The 24,878-nt window shown below is 38.6% G+C and carries 16 protein-coding genes and 1 pseudogene; 4 read left to right on the forward strand and 13 right to left on the reverse strand.

Going from position 1 to position 24,878, the window contains the following annotated elements:
- The 12 genes and pseudogenes from I6E24_RS08000 to I6E24_RS08055 all read right to left on the reverse strand — a co-directional run.
- Positions 1 to 1,842 (reverse strand): two-component regulator propeller domain-containing protein (locus I6E24_RS08000; protein WP_317218729.1); only part of this gene is annotated, 1,842 nt, incomplete at its 3' end.
- A gap of 181 nt (positions 1,843 to 2,023) precedes the next feature.
- Positions 2,024 to 4,477 (reverse strand): glycoside hydrolase family 31 protein, encoded by a 2,454-nt coding sequence (locus I6E24_RS08005; RefSeq protein ID WP_235327689.1) that lies wholly within the window; start codon positions 4,475 to 4,477, stop codon positions 2,024 to 2,026.
- 24 nt (positions 4,478 to 4,501) lie between these two features.
- Positions 4,502 to 5,863, reverse strand: a complete 1,362-nt coding sequence (locus I6E24_RS08010) for a glycoside hydrolase family 43 protein (protein ID WP_394800377.1) — start codon at positions 5,861 to 5,863, stop codon at positions 4,502 to 4,504.
- A gap of 5 nt (positions 5,864 to 5,868) precedes the next feature.
- A complete protein-coding gene (locus I6E24_RS08015; RefSeq protein ID WP_235327691.1) occupies positions 5,869 to 6,744 on the reverse strand; it encodes an alpha/beta hydrolase in 876 nt (291 codons plus the stop codon).
- A 10-nt stretch (positions 6,745 to 6,754) separates the two neighbouring features.
- A complete protein-coding gene (locus tag I6E24_RS17485; RefSeq protein WP_394800379.1) occupies positions 6,755 to 7,324 on the reverse strand; it encodes a DUF5110 domain-containing protein in 570 nt (189 codons plus the stop codon).
- 48 nt (positions 7,325 to 7,372) lie between these two features.
- Positions 7,373 to 9,331 (reverse strand): annotated as a pseudogene (locus I6E24_RS17355) (TIM-barrel domain-containing protein); the annotation flags it as partial.
- A 14-nt stretch (positions 9,332 to 9,345) separates the two neighbouring features.
- Complete coding sequence (locus tag I6E24_RS08030) at positions 9,346 to 10,566, reverse strand: glycosyl hydrolase family 8 (protein ID WP_204390464.1); 1,221 nt, start codon at positions 10,564 to 10,566, stop codon at positions 9,346 to 9,348.
- Positions 10,567 to 10,589: 23 nt separating this feature from the next.
- Positions 10,590 to 11,966, reverse strand: a complete 1,377-nt coding sequence (locus I6E24_RS08035) for a glycoside hydrolase family 43 protein (protein ID WP_204401600.1) — start codon at positions 11,964 to 11,966, stop codon at positions 10,590 to 10,592.
- Positions 11,967 to 11,971: 5 nt separating this feature from the next.
- Positions 11,972 to 13,891, reverse strand: a complete 1,920-nt coding sequence (locus I6E24_RS08040) for a glycoside hydrolase family 97 protein (RefSeq protein WP_394800380.1) — start codon at positions 13,889 to 13,891, stop codon at positions 11,972 to 11,974.
- Positions 13,892 to 14,015: 124 nt separating this feature from the next.
- Positions 14,016 to 15,617 carry a glycoside hydrolase family 43 protein gene (locus I6E24_RS08045; RefSeq protein ID WP_394800378.1) on the reverse strand — a complete coding sequence of 534 codons (1,602 nt, stop codon included), beginning with the start codon at positions 15,615 to 15,617 and terminating at the stop codon, positions 14,016 to 14,018.
- A gap of 18 nt (positions 15,618 to 15,635) precedes the next feature.
- The gene (locus tag I6E24_RS08050) at positions 15,636 to 18,068 is read right to left on the reverse strand and encodes a glycosyl hydrolase family 95 catalytic domain-containing protein (protein WP_235327696.1); all 2,433 of its coding nucleotides are present in this window, start codon (positions 18,066 to 18,068) and stop codon (positions 15,636 to 15,638) included.
- 12 nt (positions 18,069 to 18,080) lie between these two features.
- Positions 18,081 to 18,935, reverse strand: a complete 855-nt coding sequence (locus I6E24_RS08055) for an alpha/beta hydrolase (protein WP_154043115.1) — start codon at positions 18,933 to 18,935, stop codon at positions 18,081 to 18,083.
- 337 nt (positions 18,936 to 19,272) lie between these two features.
- Between I6E24_RS08055 and I6E24_RS08060 the strand changes: the two genes are divergently transcribed.
- The 4 genes from I6E24_RS08060 to tnpC all read left to right on the forward strand — a co-directional run bounded on the left by I6E24_RS08060 (position 19,273) and on the right by tnpC (position 24,057).
- Positions 19,273 to 20,985, forward strand: a complete 1,713-nt coding sequence (locus I6E24_RS08060; RefSeq protein WP_235327698.1) for a glycoside hydrolase family 43 protein — start codon at positions 19,273 to 19,275, stop codon at positions 20,983 to 20,985.
- A gap of 673 nt (positions 20,986 to 21,658) precedes the next feature.
- Positions 21,659 to 21,982 carry an IS66 family insertion sequence element accessory protein TnpA gene (tnpA, locus tag I6E24_RS08065; RefSeq protein WP_235327700.1) on the forward strand — a complete coding sequence of 108 codons (324 nt, stop codon included), beginning with the start codon at positions 21,659 to 21,661 and terminating at the stop codon, positions 21,980 to 21,982.
- Complete coding sequence (gene tnpB, locus I6E24_RS08070) at positions 21,975 to 22,343, forward strand: IS66 family insertion sequence element accessory protein TnpB (RefSeq protein WP_235327702.1); 369 nt, start codon at positions 21,975 to 21,977, stop codon at positions 22,341 to 22,343. The genes tnpA and tnpB overlap by 8 nt, the downstream gene beginning before the upstream one ends.
- Positions 22,344 to 22,431: 88 nt before the next feature.
- A complete protein-coding gene (tnpC, locus tag I6E24_RS08075; RefSeq protein WP_235327704.1) occupies positions 22,432 to 24,057 on the forward strand; it encodes an IS66 family transposase in 1,626 nt (541 codons plus the stop codon).
- Between the two features lie 291 nt (positions 24,058 to 24,348).
- Here tnpC and I6E24_RS08080 read toward each other — a convergent pair.
- A partial coding sequence (locus I6E24_RS08080; RefSeq protein WP_235327706.1) for an endo-1,4-beta-xylanase occupies positions 24,349 to 24,878 on the reverse strand: 530 nt, incomplete at its 5' end.

Raw genomic sequence — 24,878 nt, forward strand, 5'->3', positions numbered from 1 at the left:
GTTATAAAGCCCATCAGAAGTTCTAAAAGAATTAAAAGTTTCTGTATGTAAATCGAATTTAGCAAGTCCAAGATTAGTACTTACCCACATATTACCTGAAGAATCATTAGTAATAGAAGCAATATTATTACTTGGAAGCCCATCTTCCACACTATATGAGACAAGCATTTTAGAAAGATCAGGAGTAAATACTTTAATACCATCAATTGTACCTATCCATATACTACCTGCACTATCTTGACATATGGATGTTATTGTATTTCTTCGAAGGACAGACAAAGGGGCTTTATAAGAAGCTGTATTTAAGTCTAAACACTTTATTCCATCCACCGTTCCAATATACAATATACCAGATGGACTGCAATAAAGACTATTAATCCATAAATTAACATTCTTATTTAATTCCAGTTCATGACTTCCAACTCTAAGAACATCATTTACTTTATTTGGATTAGTCGGATCTATATAATAAAGCCCAACTCCCATTGTACCTACCCATATCCTTCCATACATATCTTCTGCAAGTGCATAAATTTTATCGGCTTTTGAATATTTGTTATCCTGAAAAGATATTTTTTTTAATAACCGTTTCTTGGTATCAAGTATTGAAAGTCCATCTAAATATGAACCGACCCATATCCTATCCTGCGTGTCACGCAACATACACATTACAGTATGAGGTGCATCCGGATTTTGTTTACGTGGTGACAAATGTGATATCATTTTATAATTTTCATCTAAAATATAAATACCATCATTATCGGTACCTACAAGAAAATTTCCCTCCGAATCACAACATATACCTGTCACACACTTATCCCCAATACTGTTATTCAAAGTAGAACGAACACCTATATAGCCAAACTTATTAGTATTTGCAGGAATAAATACAACTCCCTTTTGGAATACGCCAATCCAAAGATTATCATACTTATCAACTACAATAGAATGTACCTTAGCTTCTGAAAGATTTATATCACTGATAAGAAATTCCGATTTTCCTGTATTTCCTGTCATTATATCATAATATGCAATGCCGTCACCATCAGTACCAATCAGCATACGACCGCCACGTTGAACTATAGATGTTACAGGATAGCGTGTATCATATATTTTTTTAAAATTTCCTTCATTTCTACTATATACATATACACCATTACCCACAGACGAAATGTACAATCTTCCTTCGGAATCCATTACACACAGATTAATACAATCTATAGAATCATTACCAATACTGGTGTAACGATGTTCCGTTCCATCAGACAATACACATATCAAGCCATCAAATTCTGTAGCAATCCACAAATTTCCATTATTGTCTTCCAACAAACTATTTATGTTATATCCGTAATAATTATTATTCAAATCAGATACCTTACTTTCTCCATTGTTATCTATATGCAAGACCTTTATTCCATATCCACTTGTACCTAATAATATAGTACCATCCTTACGTTTTAATATACATTTATTATTGTAATTATTCCCAGAAAAGAGTAATGAATAAAATTTATCAGTAGAATAATCATATGCCTGAAGCCCATCTGTAGAAAGAACAAAAAGTCCATCTTCATACTCATATACTGAATACACGTTATTACATAACAAAGAAGTTGAATCATTCTTTATTGATTTATAATTTATAAACTTAGCCCCATCATATCTGTTCAATCCATATCCTGTAGATATCCAAATATCACCACGCTTATCCTGATACAGATTATTAATCAAACTGCTAGATAATCCTGTCTCAATAGTAAATATCCTACTATACTGAGCATTGGCATTTCCTATCACAACCCAACATACACAAATTAATAAATACAATATAGACTTCATGTTTACAAATTATCTTAATATTTATAACCCTTATCAATGCAAAGATACATTTTTTATTCTACTGTTATAAAAGCCAATCTACAAAATATGCCCAATCCACAAACACAAAAATCCCCTACTATGCACAAATCATGCTTAAACAAGCTGTTTCAATGCATAGCAGGGGAATATTAATTATATATTATAATTTCACTTTTGTTTTTTTCCCTGAATAAACTACAGTTCTTACATTACCGTCGGCAGTACGCAATGTAAACTTACGTTCTTTTATCATTCCAGGGAACTCTCCATTTCTTGAAGAAATAGAAAGAATACGGTTTTTATCATTCCAAATGAAGGCTATTTCAGTATAAGCACCATTCTCATAGTTATAATTGTCGAACTCATCTTCGTAAAGTGTAAAGCTACCGTCTGAACCAGGATAAACACGTATTTCTAGTTCAGTCCAAGGCTTTTCTGATGTATATTGCACTTCCGGTCCCATTGGAACTATACTTCCAGAACGAACAAACAAAGGTATTGTATTAAGGGAAGTAGTTACTTCTATATCATTGCCACCTTCAAAACATTTGTTATTCCAGAAATCATACCATTTTGTACCTTCAGGTAAATACACTTTAATCTGTTTTTCAGTTGTAAAGTCAGTAGCAGACATCGCTGAAGTTATTTCTGTTTTACTACTGCTTCCCCATCCGTCATTCTCCTTCAATTCTTTCTGTATAAGTTCCGGTGTATATTGTGCATGTACAACTGGGGCCACAAGGAAAGCATCACCAAACATATACTCATCAGCAATATTCCACGTACGTTTGTCCGAAGCAAAATCCATAACCAATGCACGCATAAATGTTGAACGGTTATGAGATACATCCCATGAAGTAGAGTATATATAAGGCAATAAAGAATAACGAAGTTTCACTGCATCCACCAAAGCATCATATACAGGTTCACCTTCTTTTCCATAAAGATAAAACTCACGAGGAACATCTGTTCCATGACTGCGCATCATTGGACAGAATACCCCAAACTGAATCCAGCGGACATACAGTTCCTGATACATTGGATTGCGAACAGCATCACCCGTACCCCACGCACTATTATACGAACCGGCAAAGAATCCACCCAAATCAGAGTTCCAATGTGGCATACCTGTAAGTGAGAAATTCAAGCCTGCAGGTATCTGACGGCGGAAAGAATCCCATGATGACTGTACATCGCCAGACCATACATTTGAACCGTAACGTTGTTGTCCCAAAAATCCAGAACGTGTAAGGATGATAACACGTTTGTCGGAAGTTGTGGCACGCTGGTGTTCATAAACGCCTCCAACCGTCATCAACGGATAGGCATTACGCACACTACGGTATGAACCAAGATATGTCTTGCGGTCGAAATCACTGTCTTTCCAGTTAAAATGGTCAGGTTCTGTAGAATCCATCCACCATCCATCCATACCAAGACTGAAGATGCCTTTATTCAGATGATTCCAATAAATATCGCGTGCTTCAGGGCTATAGGCATCGTATACACGAACCCCCGAAGGATAATCCATATTCGGTGGCCAGCCTTCCACTCCGGACTGTGGCCATGTCTCCATATCAAAAAGCAACCCTTTCTTATCCAGCTCACGATAAGGACGGGTAGCAGGACCAAATGATGACCATATGGATATCATCATACGCGCATTCATTCCATGTATACTGTCTATCATGGCCTGAGGATTACTGAATGTCGGGTTCTGAAAATCCATTGCATTCCACAAGTAATTATGTCCCCAATACTGCCAGTCCTGAATTATACAGTCCAATGGAATGCCAAGTTCGCGATACTTACGAACTACTCCTACTGTTTCATCCTGACTCTTGTATCTTTCCTTACTCTGCATAAATCCATAACTCCACAATGGCATCATAGGGACATCACCTGTCAATGAACGTACTTCTGAAATTACACCATCTGCATTTCCGCCATACATGAAATAGTAATCTATACAATCGCCGACTTCAGAGGAGAATGAAGTTTCATTTTTATCATCGGAATAAGTAGTTACGGAATAGTTATCCCAAAACAGGCCATATCCTTTAGTTGATTGAATAAATGGAGAAACATCTTCTACGTTTCCTTGCATAAGGGTTTTCTTCATTCCGCGTTGCATCATCTGTCCGTTCTGAAGCTGACCAAGACCATAAAATCCTTCATCGTCATCAGTATCGAAACCTTGATAGACATGCCATGCATCATGTCCGGCATCATTAAATGCAGTAAAAGGCATATTGTTTTCTGTTTCTGAAAGCAGAGTATTACCTTCTGCCGAAACAAAAGAAACTATACCGGTAGAAATATTTACATTAACAGTCAATTCCTTACCTTTCAATGTTATCAGATTTCCATCCGAAGCTGATACTTTATATTCAACTTTCTGAGGTTCGGACACCACAGAAAGGCTTTTCTTCTGCAATGAATTCTGAGCACTTGTTTTTATCACACGAACTGTACGTGGAGTAAACCACTGTACTTCAATACCAACATTGCCTTTCTCTGTTTCTGTTTTTATTCCATACTGTGTTCTCTGAAAACTCTGCCCCAAGGCAAAAGCCGGTAGCAGACAGAAAAAGAATATTAATTTACCTGCCATATTAGATTTTAATTAAATTATTTTTTACTTACCTGTAAATTTCCAGCTGTCAAGCATAAACAGATTGCATTTCTGATTCTTTGACCCACGGAAAACAAAATACAAATCATGTACTCCTTTAACAGACTTCACTTTCGTTGTAAAAGTTTCAAGTTGTGTCTTGGTGTTACTTATATTAACTGTTCCTATACACTGTCCTTCGGGTGTATCGAGTCTGATTTCTATACTTCCTCCATAGAGATGACATGAAGCAGAAACTTCGAAAGATGATGCACCGTTACCAAAATCCACTCCACTGACTTTTATATACTCTCCTTCATCTATATCTGTAACAAGTTGATTCCAATGATCTACAGCCCATGGATTTTTCTGTGTTGTTTTTAATCCGTATCCCCATGACATCGTTTCAGCCTCAACTTTACGATAAGGATTGAAGTTTTCCACCTGACGCAATGTGCATTCGTGGAAATAAGGTAATTCCTGAATAGTACCGTCAGGATTGTATGTCATTTCGGCAAGTGATACAGAACGGCGTTCTGCATGACGACTGGTCTGAAGACGGAATATATCATAGTTCTGACCAAAACAATATGACCGTCCTTTATAATCAATTATTCCAGGGTGATTACCTCTTGTACGTACTGTATGATCCATTATGTGTCCCTTATATTCCCACGGTCCGGTAGGACTGTCACTCATGGCATATCCTATACCTTCCGGACAACATGTAGAAGCGAAAGCCAGATAATAGTGTCCGTTACGCTTATAGAACCAAGGTCCTTCCTGATAATCTTCTATATGTGGCATCTTAACGATATTTTCCGAATATGAAATCATATCCTCATTCAGTTTTACCATATAGATATTTGGATTTCCCCAATACATATACGCCTGACCATCATCATCAACAAGGACAGTCGGGTCTATATCATCCCAATGTTCTTTCTGCCAAATCAAAGGCTTGCCTATAGGATCTTTGAAAGGGCCATATGGCGAATCTGCCACCAGCACACCTATACCGTGACCATGAATAGGACAATACATATACCACTTACCGTTTCTGCCAACAACACATGCAGCCCATGCGCCATTATCACCTTTATACCACTCAAAGTTTTTAAGTGAGGCAACAGCCCCTCTGTCCTGCCAGTTCACCATATCTGTAGACGTGTAAAGCAGCCAATCCTTCATTTTGAATCCTTCTGCATCATCCTCATCGTGCGAAGTATACAGAAAGACAGTATCATTATACAACATTGGAGCCGGATCTGCAGTATACTTTGTCTGTATTATCGGCATATTAAGTTTCACATCATCGGCAGTCTGAGCAGCCAATCCGGAAAATGACATAAGGCATAAAGCTGGAATAATAGTTTTTGTCTTCATATTAATTATTTTTTATGGTTAATACTTCTAAATACATCAGACATATGTTTTAAAGCCCTAACAAGAGATGGCCGCCAGTAGTTCCAGTCATGCCCACCTCCATATATTCTCAATTGATAATTCACTTTTTTATCGCGAAATGCCTGTACCAATGCAATGTTGGCCTCATAAGTAAAATCCTTATCTCCACAATCAATAAACCAATCCACACCTTTCCATGCATCAACTCTTCCATCTGAAATTTCATTTACTGTTCGTATTGGATTATGGTCTTCAACCAATTGCTGTCTCCACTCCGCTGAAGGATCATCTTTAAGGAATTCCAAATATTGACGACGCAGATATCCGCTCATAGAGTACACAGACGAAAATTTATCAGGATGAGAGAGACCGTACACTATTGATGCTCCTCCCCCCATTGAATAACCGGCTATGAACCGGCTATCTTTACGTCCATCAACATTATAGTTCCTTTCAATATAGGGTATAAATTCAAGAAAAAAGAAATCTTCATATTTCCAGTGAGGAGCATTAAACCAAATCATATTGTTCTTATTTCCTTCCGGACATACAATTATCATTTCCTCCATCTCTCCACAATTTATCAGACTATCTGCCACTACACGAAGATTACCATATGTCTCCCAATCCGTACACGAACAATTGCCTCCATGAAGCAAATAACACACGGGATATTTTTTATTCTTTTCTTTACCATAAGATTCCGGCAAATAGATGGAATATTCACGCGACGAGATTCCTTCAAGAAGTTTACATGGCATACTTGTATTCACAATTTTTCCATTAGAAAAAACTTCCCCCGCCAACACGACAGAAAAGAGAAAGAATAATATTTTTTTATATCCAAGTATTGATTTCATTCTTTATACATTAAAACTTTACAACTGTTTTATATCCATCATATAATATTTCGCGTTCAGATATTCCATTTTTAGATATAAGGATCACTTTTATATTTCTCCCCTCTCTTCTATTACCAAACTTTCCACTTTTATCAAAAATGGTAAATACCCTTTTCTTGTTGTTCCACTTCATCTTTATCTCACTAAATAGTCCAGACTCATAATCATAGTTATTACCATTATCTTCATAAAGACAAAATTCACCATCAGCGCCATTGAAAATACGTATTTCAAAATCTGCCCCTGACAATGATGAAGTGGTAGTAAGTTCAGTCGATAAAGGAATAATGCTACCTGCACGCACAAAAGCTGGAATATTCTCTATTGAAACCCCCGTTTCATACCACCCATTATTGCTAGCATAACTATTATCACGAAAATCATACCATCCACCTTCTGTTTCAGGCAAATATACACACATTTGATTTATTTCAGGTTCTAAAACAGGAGTAACCAATAATGAACGACCGAACATATACTGATATTTCAATGACAGTGCAGTAGTATCCGTTGCAAAATCCATCACCAAAGGACGCATGATGGTTCCACCACGGAATGTTACATCCGCAGCACAAGAATAAATATAAGGGAGCAATGAATAACGTAACGAAAGAGCATTACGGGATATTCGCATAACATCTTCACCATAATTCCAGAACTCAGTATTGCTCATATAGCCATGCACTCGCATTAACGGCAGATAGACTGAAGTCTGCAACCATCTCAAAAATCTTTCATGATAGCTTTTATCTGTATATTGATTAGAAGGACGGAAAAATCCTCCTGCATCATATGTCCACCAAGGTAATCCACACACAGACATACCTAACCCAGCTACAATCTGACGTTTAAGGGTTTCCCAATCATTACCGACATCACCCGACCATGTGGCTACCCCATAACGTTGTATACCGGGGAAAGCACTTCTTGTAAAAAGCAACGCACGTTTATTGTCAATATCACGACGGAATCCTTCATAGACAGCCTTATTAACAATCAGCGGATAAGCATTTCTAAACATCTCTCCCGGATATTTTCCATTACAAACCATGCGACCCAAAAAATCATCATTCTCCGGTTCAGTAGCATCCAGCCACAAAGCATCTATATTGTATCTGCCAACAAGACTATCGCGCATATTGGTCCAATAATAATCAGCTGCATTCTTATTGAAAAAATCTACTCATTGGGTATCGTTTATATAATAACCTTTTTGCGAGAAATCCTTACCTAGATATGAAGAGGGATCTATCTTTGACCATATTGACAGCATAAATTTCATATCCATTTTATGCAGGCTGTCAGTCATCTCTGCCGGAGAGGGATAAAACTCTTCATCGAAACGCATCGCGTTCCATCCGTATTTACCCCAATACTGCCAATCCTGGGCTATCATGTCAACAGGTAAAGATTCTTTTCTAAAACGATTTGCTACATCAAGTAATTCTGATTGTGAATGGAAACGTTCGCGGCAATGTATATATCCCAATGCCCACAAAGGCATCATTGGTATGCCACCCGTTACTTCACGATAAGATGTTATAACTTCGTCAGGTGTACCAGCAAAAAAGGTATAATCAATACCATTTGATACAGGCGAGCTGAACACCGTTGTATTGTCTACTTTTCTGTAATATACTTTAGGTGAATCTTCCTTAGTCAGTTCTGAAACAAGTTTATGACGTCCTTCCGAGAGTTCCACTATCACAGATGTTGTTGGAGGAAGCCACAAATTATTCATATCAATCACAGTACTGCCATCTATTACAAGATTATGTTTGCGAGCCATCCTACTACCTACGTCAAGCATCAATGAATAGCGTCCAGATTCTTTAATGTCCAATTCTGCCGTAAAGATGTTACTATGACGGACCTCTGTCACACCACCTGTTGTAGAAGTAACATTTACAGTAGTTGCATGTCCTTCTCCTGCTTTAGGTTTCATATCTTCATAATCATCACACGGATTGAAGTCTGTCAGCCCATAGTTATTCCACAACAATCCATAACCTTTATTCGACATAATAAAAGGGATTGATATCTGTGTATTAACCTGTGTAAGCCTTCTTGTAAGTCCGCGCACATCAAGATTATTGTCCTGGAACTGCCCCAGTCCGTAAAGATGTTCGTCTTCGGGAGAATGAAAGCCTTGCATAGAAATATAAGTTCTGCCATTCTGAATTTGTGAAGGAGAAATATTATGTTCTTTTTCTTTCAGCAACAATCTACCATCAGGTGATAAGAAGGTAATTGTATTTTCAGAAACCTCTATTACCAATTTCTTCAATATTATTATGTCTTTACCATTTCTTTTTACCGATTTAAAACGTACAGACTTACCTTCAACATATACCATTTCAGGAAGTTCATAAACTTCACCCACTTTTTTTACTATTCTAACAGCATTATCGGCCAAAGGCATGACTATTATACTGTCATGTCCTCTCCAAAAGCACAATTCATTATTGTCACTTACGGTTGCATTAATATTACCACATACAAAAGTTGATAATAATATAAAATATAAAAAACACACGTTTCTCATAAGAAAAGACAAAATCAATATATTCTAAAGTTACCAGAAACATGAAGCATAGATAACATATATACCATACCTGAATAATATCTATATTTACCTATTGGGAACTCCTGTTTCCATAAATCAGAGACATATTTTTTAGCTAAGGCCTTATTTTTCAAAGCAAAAGCGCCAACAGCATTAGCACCTGCCATACCAGACGAATATTCTCCGGTTGGATTATTTCCGTTCAAATCAAACTGTCCATGCTTAAAATCATCCGATTCAAAAAAACTCAACAAACGTTCCATCATATCAGATTGGTTGGTCTTATCCTTTCCAAACATATAGTAATCCATCCCCACATTCATTGCACAACGTATTGCATCATACTGATAACGTCTTGCATCATAGTCTTCTTTCCAATCGGGTTGATGCGGAGTACCATCAAAGCATGAGTAATCAGGGAAAAGACCAGTTATAGGATGTGAAGCTTTGACTAATAATTTTCGTGCTGCATCAGGAGTCTTTGCCCAAAAATCTTTATTTGAATTACTCCATAAAGCCCATAATTCAAAAAAAGCAGGCAAGTTATATGAAGGATCAGTAAAGTTCCACATTTCTCCTTTAGGAACAAAAGTTATTAAAAAAGAATCCGTATTGAACATATTACGTATTTCTCCTTTATCTCCTTTTGACATAATATCATAAAGAATCTGCTGTCCCTCCTTTTCATAATTTATCTCTCCATTATTTCCCCACCTATGTGAAGCAAAAAACAAAGATGTAATAAAATATACTTCTCCATCAGTAGCGCAACTAGGTTCCACTCCTATTTTGCTGCCATCAGTATTACATTGCCATGCAAAATAGCCTTGCCATTTACCAGATTTATAATGCATATTCTTTTTAACCCATCTCCAAATACGGTCAAATTCTGTACGTCTATCCATCTGCACACTTATCATCATACCATAAGACATTCCCTCAGTACGTACATCATTATTTCCTGTATCCAATATATATGCTGTTGTATCAGAATCTTCAAAATAAACTTTGGTTGTAGGATTAACAAAAAAATGATTCCATATATCACTTATTTTCTTGTTAGTTTCTCTATCTGATATACCTAAATATTCTTTAAACAGATTTTTATATACTTTTGTATAGAATGAACCTTCTTCTATTGTTGTAGCTTTACATTCCACATACCACAATATACCAGCTACAAAAAACAAAACACTATATAATATATTTTTCATAATTAATTAATATAAAAAGCTCATCATTTAGAGAACTCCCACCAATCAAGATTAAATAATTTACAACCTTTGCGGCCACGGAATACAAAATATACATCATGCACTCCGGTAACAGCAGTTTTAACTTCACTATTAAATGTTTTCCATTCTTCCCATCCACCTGTTGTAGGAATGTTGACTTCTGCAATCTTATTTCCTGCAATACTGTCTGTGCGTACTTCAATTGTACCTCCACGCAAAGCACTGGCAGCAGTTATGCGGAAAGATTTTGGTCCTTTTTTACCAAAGTCCACTTCTCTTACCTTTATATAATCACCATTATGAATTTCAGAAATATAAACTCCAGTCTTTGCATTTGGTTCGGACTTGACTCCTTCCGAAAAAGCAATTGTTTCGGCTTCAACTCTTCTGTAAGGATTAAATGTAGAAACAGGTTTTACTCCTTCTTTGGTAGCATTTATTATAGGGAAAGTGCCATCCGGATTATATTTGAATTCCTCTATAGCCACTGAACGTCCGAATCCACCTCCACCTGGCAATTTGCCGGTGTGATAGAAGAAGTACGAATTGCCCTTATAATCGGCTACACCACAATGATTAGTAAAGGACCCTGTGTCCTGAAGCGGCATAATCTCACCCATATATTTCCACGGTCCTTCAGGACTGTCACCCATAGAATATGCTATATGCTCAGGCACTCCACCCGCAGCATAGAGCAGATAGTATTTACCATTCCGCTTGTAGAACCAAGGTCCTTCTGTATATGTATCTTTATATTTCTGTCCCTTTATTCTCTTTTCAGGATTTGGTGCACCAAAACTTTCAACTGTCTGTTCCAGTTTCTTTACTTCCCCCTTAATCGATACCATATCCTCATTAAGTTCTGCAAAATAAATATTCGGATTTCCCCAATACAAATATGCTCTACCATCATCATCAATAAACACAGTCGGGTCTATAAAATCCCAATTACCATCATACAGCGGCTTTCCTATAGCATCACGGAAAGGTCCTGTAGGACTATCTCCCACAGCCACTCCTATTGCCATAGCATTACTTAGTTTTGAGTGCAGACACACATACCAGTAGAACTTTCCGTTACGTTCTATACATTGTGCTGCCCAGGCCCTGTCATCAGCCCAACTGAATGATTCTATAGCTAGCGGAGAACCATGATCTGTCCAGTTCACCATATCTGTAGTGGAATAAACCCTCCATTCCTGCATCCAGAAAAAATCTGCTTTATCTTCATCATGTCCTGTATACAGATATAAAGTATCATTATGCACAAGTGGTGCCGGATCGGTTGTAAACCATGTTTGTACTACTGGATTCTGTGCAGCTGCTCCAGATACCAATGTTAGTGCAGCCAAAGTAAATATATTTTTCATGTCTTTCATAATCATCATTTTTTAGTTATTACCAATCCCCCATTCTTTGGAATGGAAAACTTAAGTTCTTGTTTTTTATTTATTTTTATCTCCGAAGCTTTACCATTAAGTTTAGCATCATCAGAGTATAATGTTACTGTTTCGCCGGCATTGAAGAAAGAAGAAAGGTCCAGATTCAATTTTAAAGTCTCGTCCTGTGCATTTACTCCTGAAACAATCCATTTGTCACCATGCTTGCGTGCCATTATTATATATTTACCGGGATATCCATTTATGAACTTGACATCATCCCAAGTTGTAGGAACCTTCTTCATGAAGTCCACAGCCCATACCGGTGCATCTGTCAGATTATTCGGTGCCATTGCAAAATGCTGTACAGGACTCTGAAAAAGAACTGCAGTAGCCAGTGCAAAAACATCAGAAGTAACCCTGCGGCTGCCTCTAGGTTCGTTGGCTGCATTATAAAATTTGTTTAACGTACTGCCACCGAAGTCCATGCTACCTATAGTGTTGCGCACAAACGGATGAATACATGCATTGAATGCCTCTGCATCGCAGCTTCCCTGTGAGAAATTCATATTCTCACTGGCAAGAACAGCCTCACTGGCTGCATAGTTCGGATACATTCTCTCCCATCCTCTTGGAATCGTACAACCATGAAAGATAACCAGTAATCCATAATCATTAGCATCAGCAAGTATATCTTCATATAGTTTCATTGCCATTTGTTTGTCACTTCCAACGAAATCCACCTTAATACCCTTTATGCCAACCTTCTGCATCCACTGCATTTCTTTTCTGCGTTTAATGGTATTATCCATTTTTCCACGAGGTCCCTGGGGTGCATCATTCCAATAACCATTTGAGTTATACCAAAGATAGAGCCCTACATTCTTTGATTTCGCATAACGTGCCAGTTCTTCCACCTTGTCATACCCCACCTGTGTATCCCATAATGCATCAACTAGTACTGTACGGTATCCCATGTCGGCACAAAAATCAATATATCGTTTCTGGTCATTGTAAGTCATACTGCCATCACCGGCAATAATCCAACTCCATGTACCGCAACCATACTCTGCAGTATAGTCCTTTGAAGCTTCATACAAAGGCTCTACAACGTCAAAAGGTACAGTAGTTTCAACTATTGGTGCCAAAGTACGTCCTACAGTAATAGTTCTCCAAGGTGTCTTTCCAGGAAGAGCCATTCCCGGTACTGAAGTTCCGTTGCCATTGAATTCTCCCGGATTAGGAAATCCTATTTTATACGTATTACCGTTACCTCCCATCAAGTGTGATGCACAATAATAACTGTCAACCCCAGTTTCTGAAACAAGAATCCATCCTTTATCGGAATTACGGAACAGACACGGGAAAGTATATCCTTCGCCCCATCCGTTGCTTCCTGTAGCAGCATCCAATGTATATGGAGTTTCATAACTTGGAGAAGTTCTGGCAAAACCACCCATCGGACCACTCTGAGGGCAAAGGAAAGTTGTAGTTCCATCAGGCATTGTAAACCCTGTAGCCTCATCTTCTATCACGCAACAAAGTGTATTTCCCTTAGGATAAACCGTATAACGAAAAGCCACATCATTGTTTGAGACACTGAATTCCACGTCAAACGCCGTCTTACCATCCTTCATAAACGGTACAATAGCCTTACCTGCACTATATTTAACACTACTTTTCTTTATATTAGGCAGATTATACTCGTTCTCTATTAGAGAAACTTTTACATCTTCACCTATTGACAGCCCTGATGTGAAATCTCCAATATTTGTCTTCATACCAAGAGGAGATGATGCTATGAACAACTCATCATCGTATGTCACACTATATGTGGCCTTACCGTCAGTGTCCGAAACCATCACTACCAATCTTCCGTCCGGACTTGATATTTTTCTTTCTGCTGCACTTACACACATTCCCATACAAATGAGACAACAAAAAAACAAATGTTTTCTCATAATCCTCAATATTTTAAAATTTACAATATTATGTATGATGCCTACCTATTAAAAACTATATATAAAACTGTTATCATTACTAATGCGATTATCTTATTCGCTTATAATCAAAGAAGTCTACATCCACATATCCTCCCTGAGACTTGGTAGCATAATTGAATATGGCATATTTAGTACCCATAAAGAATCGTCTGTAGTCGAATACCATCCTGAAATCACTACCTATCTTTTTCCAATTCTTATTGTCATAGCTATAATAGAAAGAAGCTATATCTTTATTCAATCGGAAATCACCATCGATACGCAAAAACACACAATCTGATTCAAGTTCAACCTTCTCCATTACTTTTCTGTCAATACCGGTCACCTCTTTCTTCTCATCACTCAGACTAACAACTTCCGATTTCATATTAAGATATTTTTTATCACCTTCACATGACAAAGCAAGAATTCCAGCATCACCATTGAATGCGCTGAATCCTGCCACATCGCCATCCTTCATAGCCGAGATATCAAAAGAAACGACGGCTTCACAGCGCGGACCTTCCATACGCTGGGTCAGAGTGTTAGGAGCAAGGAATAAATTATCCACAACCCTGGCAGTCTTCAGTCTGAGGTAACCTGGTCTTTCTTTCAGACTCCAACAAGAATCCACAGGATTATGATTCCATTGCCAGTTCAGTTTAAGACTACCGTCATTAAAGCTGTCACTAACCACCAGTCCTTCTGATTGATATCCCTGTACAGGCTTTTTCATTACTTCCGGCACACGACCGTTTTCATCTCCGAGCATAGGCCATCCGTCAACCCAACGGCAAGGCATCACCGTAAGCACACGGCCCACACCACCTCTATCCTGGAAAATAACTCCGTACCAATTACCCTTACCATCGTCTACTATGGTACCTTGTGCCACATATGGAAATCCTCCAAGAGCATCCTCAAGTATCACACGTTTTTCATATGGTCCGGCTATGTTGTCGGCTCTATAACAAACCTGACGTCGCTTGCCTCCCACAGGCCATGAAATCATTATCAGATAATATTTTCCATCGTGTTTTATAACTCTACTACCTTCAAGAAGTCCGTTCTCTTCACTGTCGCGTTCGAATACTTTTGTATCAAGTCCACCTTCCAGAACACCTGTCAGATCCGGTTTCAACTCACGTAACTGTCCTGTTCCGTAGAATACATATACCCTGCCATCATCATCGAAGAACAACGAAGCATCATGAAAATGTGGGATACGCGCCAACAAAGTCCATTCCCCTGCAGGATTATCTGTAGTATATACATATCCCTTATAAGGGGTGTCGTTTGGAGAAAAATAGGCATAATACTTTCCATCTCTATATCTTAAAGATGTAGCCCACTGTCCTCTTCCATATACTGTACCACCTTCCAGATTATAAGAAGTCTTATCATCAAGCTTGTCATACAGATAATTAATGATTTTCCAGTTCACCAAATCCTTGGAATGCATTATCGGCGCACCAGGCATAAGATGCATAGTAGTGCTTACCATATAATAATCGTCACCAACACGGATTACGTCCGGATCTGGCACGTCGGCCCATAATACAGGATTTGTGAAAGTTCCATTGCCATTATCACTCGACTGTGCCGCCGATTCACCACCACACATACATCCCAGAGCCAAAATAAAAGAGAATAAAAAATGTTTTTTCATGGATTTATACTGTTTAAATTATTTATTCGTTATAACATAATCTTTGCCTGCAACTGTTTTCAAATCATATTCATATACATTCCTAAGTTCAGGCTTTTCAGTAGATGTAAGTTCTTCAGAAATGACAGGTTTCCGTACATCAGCGCGCGCATAAAGACTGTTAGGGCATTCACCTTTCGCTTTTTTCAATCCTTTGCCTTCAAGCGGAACATAACTTCTTAATCGTATGGTTCCTCCTATTCGTGAATGCACGACAATTTTTTCTACATTGCCCTGCTTCCATTCCATATCTATCTCAAATCCTCCCCGTGCAACCAATCCTGTCACCTTACCTTCCTGCCATTCATTCGGCAATGCAGGCAATATATGAACAGCTCCATCATGACTTTGCAACAACATTTCCGCTATACCGGCAGTAAATCCGAAGTTACCGTCAATCTGGAATGGAGGATGTGCATCAAACATGTTCGGGTATGTACGTCCTTCAGGATAATCCTTGACAACATTATCGTTAGGCAATATATTAAGCATATTTTTTATGATACGATAAGCATGATTACCGTCAAGCATTCTTGCCCAAAAATTTATTTTCCATCCTATACTCCATCCAGTAGCCATGTCACCTCTTTGTAATAGAGTGTTTTTTGCTGACTGGAATAAAAAAGGATCAGCATATGGAGAAATCTGGTTACTTGGATATAATCCATACAAATGAGAAATATGCCTATGTTTGTCATTCGGGTCATCAACATCTTCCAGCCATTCCTGCAACTGATTATATCTGCCTATTTTCATAGGTGGCAACATTGCGGCCATATTTTTCAGAGAATCAATATAATCACCACTCTCTCCCAATATCTCAGCAGCTTGTCTTGTATTTTCCAACACATCAAAAGCTATCTGATTATCCATTGTACAACCGGCAGTTATAGACACTCCGCCAGGACCATGTTCGGGCGATACAGACGGAACTGTTACCATCCATCCATAATCAGGGTGTTTAACGAGGAAAGACAATAGGAAATCGGCAGCCCCTTTCATTACAGGGTAATAATCGCGTAAAAAATCTTTATCACCTGTAAATAAATAATGTTGCCATAAATGCTGTGTAAGCCAGGCACCTCCATTAGGCCAAACTCCTGCATCCGCAAAATCTACAGGTCCTGCAATTCTCCAAATATCCGTATTATGATGAGCCACCCATCCATTTGCTCCGTATAAAGTTTTGGCTGTTTTACGACCTGTTTCAGACAAATCCTTTATCATCTCAAAAAGAGGATAATGAGTCTCTGCCAGATTTGTAACTTCTGCAGGCCAATAGTTCATTTCGGCATTTATATTGATTGTATATTTGCTATCCCATGGAGCATATACTTCTTTATTCCATATACCCTGTAAATTTGCCGGTTGACTGCCCGGCTGTGATGAAGAAATCAACAAATATCGTCCATATTGGAATAACAGAACAGGTAGTGTAGGATCATCCTTCTTTCCAAACTCAGTTATTCTCACATCTGTTTCCTTCACAGCCTGTGCAGAAGCAGGAAGTGTGAATGTTACCCTGTCAAACTGTTCTTTATATTTATCCACATGTTCACTTAACAATGTAGCATATTCCTTCGAAGATGATTCATCAAGAAAAGCAATCACCTTATTCATGGCATCACCACTTACATCTTTATAATCTACAAAGTTAGTAGCAGCTGATACGTATACAGTGGCGCGTGACGCATCACTGACACGAATTTTTCCTTTTTCGGAAGTGCTTTTTCCATCTGTTATCACGCGGATACCAACAACAGCATCCAAAGCAGGCTTTACACCTTCATGTTCCACACCACTACATTTCACTATCAAGTCTTTGCCCACATTATCAACAGCGAAAGCCAACGGACATGTATACTTCAATTCAAAATCATGTATTTTATTGCTATCTGAATGAATGTCTATCACAACTACATTACCTGAAAATGATGAAAAGACAGTACGTTTATATTTTATCCCATCAACAGTAAACCCGGTTACAGCTGTCGCATCATCCAGATTCAACTCCCTGTAATAATTCTTTACGTTATCTACACCGGAAAAATCAATTAACAGACTGCCTAACGTAAGATAACGCATCCCATGATTACCTGTAAAAAAATTCTCATCAAGTAATTTCCGTGCTTCAGCATTCCTCCCTTGAAATATCAGTTCCCTTACATCACCCAAATACCGACTGGCACCAGATTTATCATTGTTATAAGGTGAACCAGACCAGAATGTTTCTTCATTCAACTGAATCTCTTCATGGTCAATACCACCATAAACCATCGCCCCTATATGGGAATTACCCACGGGAAGTGCTTCCCACCAGTTTTTTGCAGGATTAGAATACCATAGTCTGAGATTTTCAGCTCCTATTCCATTTACAAGAGATATTAAAACAAATACTAAAAAAAATCTCATAAGACACAAATCTTAATCTTTAAAACCATCTGATACGAACTGTAAACACATATACAAAGCCGAATGCCAATATTCCCAATCATGTCCGCCATCTCTCACCCTAAACTGACATCCAATACCGGAATTCCTCATTGCATGGAAAAACTCAATGTTTCTATCCAACAAAAAATCATCATCGCCACAATCAATGAACCATTCAACAGTTCTTAATTCTGCTTTAGTCTGATCATTTGCATTTTCTACAAATTTCACACAGCTACGTTCTTTGACAGCCCGTGTCAATATTGCAAGTTTATCATCAGGATTATCATATTTTGCCGCCCCAAACTCAGGTATATCCATAAGGGCACTCATAGCATATACCGACGAAAATTTATCAGGATACCACAGCCCGTAAGCTGTAGCCCCACCTCCCCCCATTGACAAGCCAGCTACCGCCCTGTGCGACTTGTCACTTATAACATTATATTTTTTCTCAACATAAGGAAGCAGTTCCTCAAAGAAGAAACTTTCATATTTCCATCCCGGCATGTTAAAATACCCGTTCCAAAAACCCTTATATATATCACCACCGGCATCCGGCATAATAATAACCATTTCATCTGCCTCACCTGAGTATATTAGTCTGTCGGCCACTTCCTGTAAATGTCCTCGCCACAGCCAGTCACGGTCTGTTTGCGACATTCCATGAAACAAATAAAGCACTGGATATTTCTTATCATCCTGATAAGATGGTGGTAAATAAACAGAGTAATTTCTGGAAGTTTTCAGAATATTACTGAAAATACTATCACTTACTACCTTACTGCGCGAAAACAGCTGCAAGGGTATAATAAAGAGAAAAATAAAAATAATTTTTTTTTCCATAGTTCCATGTTTTTATAATGCAAAAATATTACCATATGAATCGAAATTCAAATTTTTATGTTACAAGTATAATAACATACGTTACATCAGTGGGAAAAAGTATTTCCATAGAGTACAAATATATAGCGCCAATATTACACGTCCTAATATAAAAACCTAAAAATCAAGACAATACCCCCTATAGAGTAAAGCATAAAAAAAATTATATGTAGTAACACACAACAAAACTTATGAAACATCTGTGACACTTATTTATAAAGCATTATAGTATCTTTGCGATTGTAAAGATTACACAACTATATCATTAAACACACGTAAAATTTCAATTAATTTAATCATGAAAAATCAAATCAAATTATTAGCATTAGGCGCATTGGGAGTTATAGCAACTTCGTGTGCAGAAAGCGGATTCAAACCGGAACCGGGAACTCCTGTTTTCAAAGATTTCATTTATACAGGAAACGACGACGTATACACCAATAATCCTTTGAGTGAAGATGAATTCTACAGTCCTATCTTGCAAGGATGTTACCCTGACCCAAGTATCTGCCGTAAGGGAGACGATTATTATCTGGTATGTTCTTCATTCGCCATCAATCCCGGTGTACCTATCTTCCATTCAAAAGATCTTGTAAACTGGAAACAGATAGGTCACGTCTTGGACCGTCCTTCACAGCTTAAGGTAGAAGATACAGGAATAAGCGCAGGTATATATGCACCAACCATAAGATATAATCCAAACAATGATACCTTCTACATGATTACAACTCAATTTGCCGGAGGTATCGGAAACATGGTTGTAAAAACTAAAGATCCTATGCAGGGATGGAGCGACCCAATAAAACTGAACTTCGAAGGTATTGACCCTGACATCTTCTTCGATGACAATGGTAAGGCATACATAGTTCATAACGATGCACCAGAAAAAGCCTTATACGAAGGTCACAGAGTAATAAAGGTTTGGGAATATGATACAGAAAAAGACCAGATTATTCCAGAAACAGACAAGGTTGTTGTAAACGGTGGAGTAGACCTTTCTAAAAAACCTATATGGATAGAAGCTCCACATCTTTATAAAAAAGACGGCAAATACTATCTGATGTGTGCTGAAGGTGGTACTGGCGGATGGCATAGCGAAGTTATATTTATAGCAGATAGTCCTAAAGGTCCGTTCAAACCAGCTCCAAAGAACCCTATACTTTCTCAAAGACATTTGCCAGCTGACAGACCAGAGAAAGTAGACTGGGCTGGACACGCTGATTTAGTAGAAGGACCAGACGGTAAATACTATGGTGTATTCCTGGCAATACGTCCAAATGAAACAAACAGAGTAAATACAGGACGTGAAACATTTATCCTTCCTGTAGACTGGACTGGCACATTCCCTGTTTTTGAAGGTGGTCTGGAACCACTGAAAGCAAAGCTTAAAATGCCTCAAGGTGTAAAAAACATGACAGGAAAAGACGGTTACTTCCCTAACGGAAATTTCACTTTCAGCGACTCATTTACAACAACCCCACTTGATTACCGTTGGGTTGGAGTAAGAGGAGCAAAGGAAGGATTTGTTTCTACTACTACAGAAGGGCTCAGCATAACACCTTATGAGACAAACATAAAAGCTAAAGTTCCTACATCAACATTGTTCTATCGCCAGCAACATATAAACTTTACCGCAACAACAACTCTTTCATACATTCCTCGTACTGAAAAAGATCTTGCAGGTATTACATGCTACCAGAGCGAAAGTTTCAACTATGTGTTCGGTGTAACTAAAAAGGCTGAAGACAACTATTTGGTTTTGCAACGTACAGCAAAAGGTAGTTCTACTACAATTGCTAGTGTAAAAATTGAAGACACAACACCTATCAAGCTGCAGGTTAAAGCAGAAGGCAACAATTACACATTCAGCTATGCTACAGGAAAAGACGAACTCAAGAATTTGGGAGAAACAGTTTCAGGAGATATTCTGTCAACCAACGTAGCAGGTGGATTTACAGGTGCCATGATAGGACTTTATGCCACTTCAGGCAATGACGCTACCATACAATAATAAATATTGATTAGCTAACAAATCATGAAAAAAGGTATAGAGTAATGACTTTATACCTTTTTTCGTTTCAAAAGATTAATACATGAACAATACCAGAATTTTTCTTTATATCAACGTGCATGTTATTATAACTCAAGTTTAGGCTTTTAATTTATCTCCCCGAAACTATTGCCTTGATTTTCACGGAATACATATCCGTTATTATCAATTGTTTAAAGACAGTTTGTGTCAGGTCCTAAAATTCTAGAATTATTTATCGTCTGACAGCTGTCGGACAATTGTCTGACACGTGTAGGCAATTCGTTTGACAGCTGTCAGCAATTCGTCCGACACGTGTCAAACAACAAGGAGTTATATCTGTTTGCAACGTAATTTTATAGATTCGATGAGATATTCGCAAATTAAATGAAAGCCATAATGTTCGCAAGCTATAAGTCTTTTTGTGATGGCCGGCAGACTGACTATTGCGGAATGGAGAATGAGTACCACAAGAACGAGAATAATTATTATGTGGTAAGAAAGTAATATGTGATGTGAAAGTAAAATGCGGTATGAATTAACTTAGAATTATGACATTATTGTCTTATAGTAAGCATTCGAACAAATGCACCTTTTACACTTTGAGGTTTGGTTGTAGCTTTGCGGCAGTGAATACAATCAAACCTCAATTATTATGAACAGACAAGAATTTGAAGAATTAGAATTGCAGGTGCAACAAAGCGACCTGCCGTTGAAGTCGTACCTGCAACAGATAGGTGTAAGTTATTCAACCTATCACTACTGGCGTAGAAAATGTTCCGTTGACAGGAGCAGTATCAAACACGAGTTGGCTCCTATCAGTTTTAAACAGGCATTTACGGAGTCTTCCCAAGAAGAACAATTGCAGCATGGTGTTGCGCTGCTGTTTCCCAATGGACTTCGTGCCCACTTCGGGAGCGGTTCTGAAGATTTGCTGATGGAAATATTTACCCAAAGTCTTCGAGACGGTCATGTTTAACCTGAACGACACGATGCGCTACTTCCTGTGTCCGGGCAGGACAGATATGCGCAAGGGTATCAGTTCGCTATGCGGAGTGGTACATGAGAAAATGAACAGTGAAGTGAGGAACGGTGATGTCTTCATCTTCATCGGTTCCAGCCGCAGACTAATGAAACTCCTTCATGCCGAAGATGGAGGTATGGTAATGTATGTAAAACGTCTGGAGGCCGGTCGCTTCAAACTGCCGGAGTATGATCCCAAATCAGAGAGCTATCCCATGGAATGGCGCGATCTGGTGATGATGGTTGAAGGAATACAGGAAAACCCGGAACAGAGGCTCCGGCGGTTAAGAGCCGAACGTAAGGAATACCATGTATAACATGCTTTTTAGCGAAAATAAAGATACGGATATTGTTGTGTAATTCACTATAATTTAGTATATTTACATCAACAAAAAGGTACGGACAATGGAAGAAAAGGAAATGTTACTCAAGACGATAGAAGGGCTGAACGCCTCTGTCGCCTCATTGTCTGCCACCAACAAAAAACAAGCGGAGCAGAATGAAAAACTGCAGGAACGTATCAAAGAGTTGACGGCTCAGGTCGCATGGCTGAACCGTCAGCTCTTTGGCCGTAAATCGGAGAAGTTCCGCGTATATGATCCTAATATGCCAGATCTCTTTGCCGACGAGTTTTCCGGACTCCGGGAGCAGGCGGAAGAAAAGCGGGACGAGGCTGTGGAAAAGATTGGGAAGGAATCAGTGGAAGACGGAAAACGAAATCGTCAGAACCGCAAAATGATAGAGGACTTGCCCGTATTGGAGACAGATATAATAGAACCGACCGGTGTGGACCTGTCTTTATACCGTAGAATAGGAGAAGAGATAACCAGGGTCGTCAAACACAAGCCGGGTATGCTTTACGTCAAGGAAATCATCCGTCCCAAATATGCTCTCAAGGACAGTACCCAGCTTCCTCCGGCCGGACAGAAAGGTGTGGAGATAGCTCCCATGCCGCTGATGCCGGTCGACAAGTGCATCGCTGACACCAGCCTGCTTGCCGAGATATTGCTTCAGAAGTATGAATATCATGTCCCGTTCTACCGTCAGATACAGCAATACCGCCATCTTGGAATGAAAGGTCTGACCGAAAGTACACTGGACGGCTGGTTCAAGAAAACCGTGGAATTGCTTAAGCCTCTGTATGAAGAACTCAAACGCGAAGTCTTCTCCTGTGATTATGTACAGGCGGACGAGACTACAGTTCCGGTCATTAACATGGAAAAGCACAAGGCCGACAAGGAATATCTTAGGATGGTAAGATCAGTCATGGAGAAACTGGTCATCTTTCATTACGACGGGGGATCACGGGCTGGAGCGGTCATCGAATCCCTGGCAAATCAATATAACTTCAAGGGATATCTTCAATGTGACGGTTTTGCAGGTTATGAAACAGCTTTCAAGACCAACCCCGACGTGCGGCTACTCAACTGCCTGGTTCATATCCGCCGTCATTTTGAGCAGGCTTTGGATGAAAACAGGGAGATGGCCCAACATGCGCTGACTCAGATACAGCATATCTATAAAATAGAACGTCAGTGTGACGAAGCCGGCCTGTCATATGATGAACGCAGACAGGCACGTCAGGAGCTGGCCCGGCCAATCATGGAGGCAATGAAGGTCTGGATGGAGACAGAAGGGATTAAATACAGTCCAGGTTCTTTAACAGGCAAGGCCATCACATATGCCTATACCAAATGGGATATTATTATGAGATGTCTAGACGATGGTCGCCTGTACTGGGATAACAATTTGGCGGAAAATGTCCAACGGTCCATCACTCTGAGCAGAAAAAATTTTCTCTTCTGTGGTAATCACGAAGCAGCGGTTAATATGTCGGTCATCTGTTCTCTGCTGGCCACATGTAAGGCGCACGATGTAAATCCCAGGGTATACCTGAACGATGTCATCGCACAAATGCCTTATCACAAAAAGGCAACCCAAGAAGAACTTTTGAGTCTACTTCCACATAAATGGAAGTTGAAACATCCGGAATGTGTACTGACAAAACAAAAGGAGGAATCTAGTAAATAATACAAACTGTAATATATAGGTTCAACAAAACAATAGCGGCTATTACTATTAGGTTCATAGTGACAGTCGCTATTTTTGTATATAAAGGTTTAAAACCTGTAGTTAGCCTAATGCTTACATTGAAACTCTTGCTCATGAATGTATGATTTTCGCTATTGTGATTCATCCTTAGCTAATCTCATACACAACATAAAAATATATGGCGGAAAATAAATTATTATTCTATTCTCCGCCATAAAAAATTATAAGATAAAAATTGATTGATTATTTCTCAATAACATCAGATTTAGCCTATTCCGTTGCCCACTCAAGATATGATTTTTCGGTACCGTTCAATCCGTCAGCAAACCCGGCATATGAAGGTTTTCTGTCATAGCTATTAGTCCATAATCCAATAGGCTCACCTTTTCTCCATGAATAATCTTCATTACCAGCATCTGTTGTAGACCATTGAGTGATACCATATCGCTGGTTCTGAGGTATTAGCTCAAAATATTTACGAACAATGAAGTTATAATAATCTGCCATATGAAGAAGTTGTACATAAGTTACATCTGAAGTAAGTATTTTATTATTATTCTCATCTGTAATACCCATATCTAACTCAGAAATTTTAATCAACTTTCCAGTATTGGCAAGTAATGTTAACATGTTTACAACTGCATCTTCATTCTTCTGCTGAGTTTCAGGATTTAAAGAGCAAGAAACGTGCATCTGTGTTCCTATACCATCTATTTTTGTCACACCATCACTCTCCCACTGTTGTATCATCTTAATCAAGCCTTCACATTTAGCATTATTATTATATGAAGCGTCAAGAT

The sequence above is a fragment of the Bacteroides caecigallinarum genome (genome assembly GCF_021530995.1).
In the GTDB taxonomy this organism is placed as follows: domain Bacteria; phylum Bacteroidota; class Bacteroidia; order Bacteroidales; family Bacteroidaceae; genus Phocaeicola; species Phocaeicola faecigallinarum.

What these genes read in the sequence shown, in the direction of transcription:
- I6E24_RS08005 (WP_235327689.1), bottom strand. Translation starts at nt 4,477, where the DNA reads ATGGCAGGTAAATTAATATTCTTTTTCTGTCTGCTACCGGCTTTTGCC.
- I6E24_RS08010 (WP_394800377.1), bottom strand. Translation starts at nt 5,863, where the DNA reads ATGAAGACAAAAACTATTATTCCAGCTTTATGCCTTATGTCATTTTCC.
- I6E24_RS08015 (WP_235327691.1), bottom strand. Translation starts at nt 6,744, where the DNA reads ATGAAATCAATACTTGGATATAAAAAAATATTATTCTTTCTCTTTTCT.
- I6E24_RS17485 (WP_394800379.1), bottom strand. Translation starts at nt 7,324, where the DNA reads ATGCGTCCTTTGGTGATGGATTTTGCAACGGATACTACTGCACTGTCA.
- I6E24_RS08030 (WP_204390464.1), bottom strand. Translation starts at nt 10,566, where the DNA reads ATGAAAAATATATTATATAGTGTTTTGTTTTTTGTAGCTGGTATATTG.
- I6E24_RS08035 (WP_204401600.1), bottom strand. Translation starts at nt 11,966, where the DNA reads ATGAAAGACATGAAAAATATATTTACTTTGGCTGCACTAACATTGGTA.
- I6E24_RS08040 (WP_394800380.1), bottom strand. Translation starts at nt 13,891, where the DNA reads ATGGGAATGTGTGTAAGTGCAGCAGAAAGAAAAATATCAAGTCCGGAC.
- I6E24_RS08045 (WP_394800378.1), bottom strand. Translation starts at nt 15,617, where the DNA reads ATGAAAAAACATTTTTTATTCTCTTTTATTTTGGCTCTGGGATGTATG.
- I6E24_RS08050 (WP_235327696.1), bottom strand. Translation starts at nt 18,068, where the DNA reads ATGAGATTTTTTTTAGTATTTGTTTTAATATCTCTTGTAAATGGAATA.
- I6E24_RS08055 (WP_154043115.1), bottom strand. Translation starts at nt 18,935, where the DNA reads ATGGAAAAAAAAATTATTTTTATTTTTCTCTTTATTATACCCTTGCAG.
- I6E24_RS08060 (WP_235327698.1), top strand. Translation starts at nt 19,273, where the DNA reads ATGAAAAATCAAATCAAATTATTAGCATTAGGCGCATTGGGAGTTATA.
- tnpA (WP_235327700.1), top strand. Translation starts at nt 21,659, where the DNA reads ATGAACAGACAAGAATTTGAAGAATTAGAATTGCAGGTGCAACAAAGC.
- tnpB (WP_235327702.1), top strand. Translation starts at nt 21,975, where the DNA reads ATGTTTAACCTGAACGACACGATGCGCTACTTCCTGTGTCCGGGCAGG.
- tnpC (WP_235327704.1), top strand. Translation starts at nt 22,432, where the DNA reads ATGGAAGAAAAGGAAATGTTACTCAAGACGATAGAAGGGCTGAACGCC.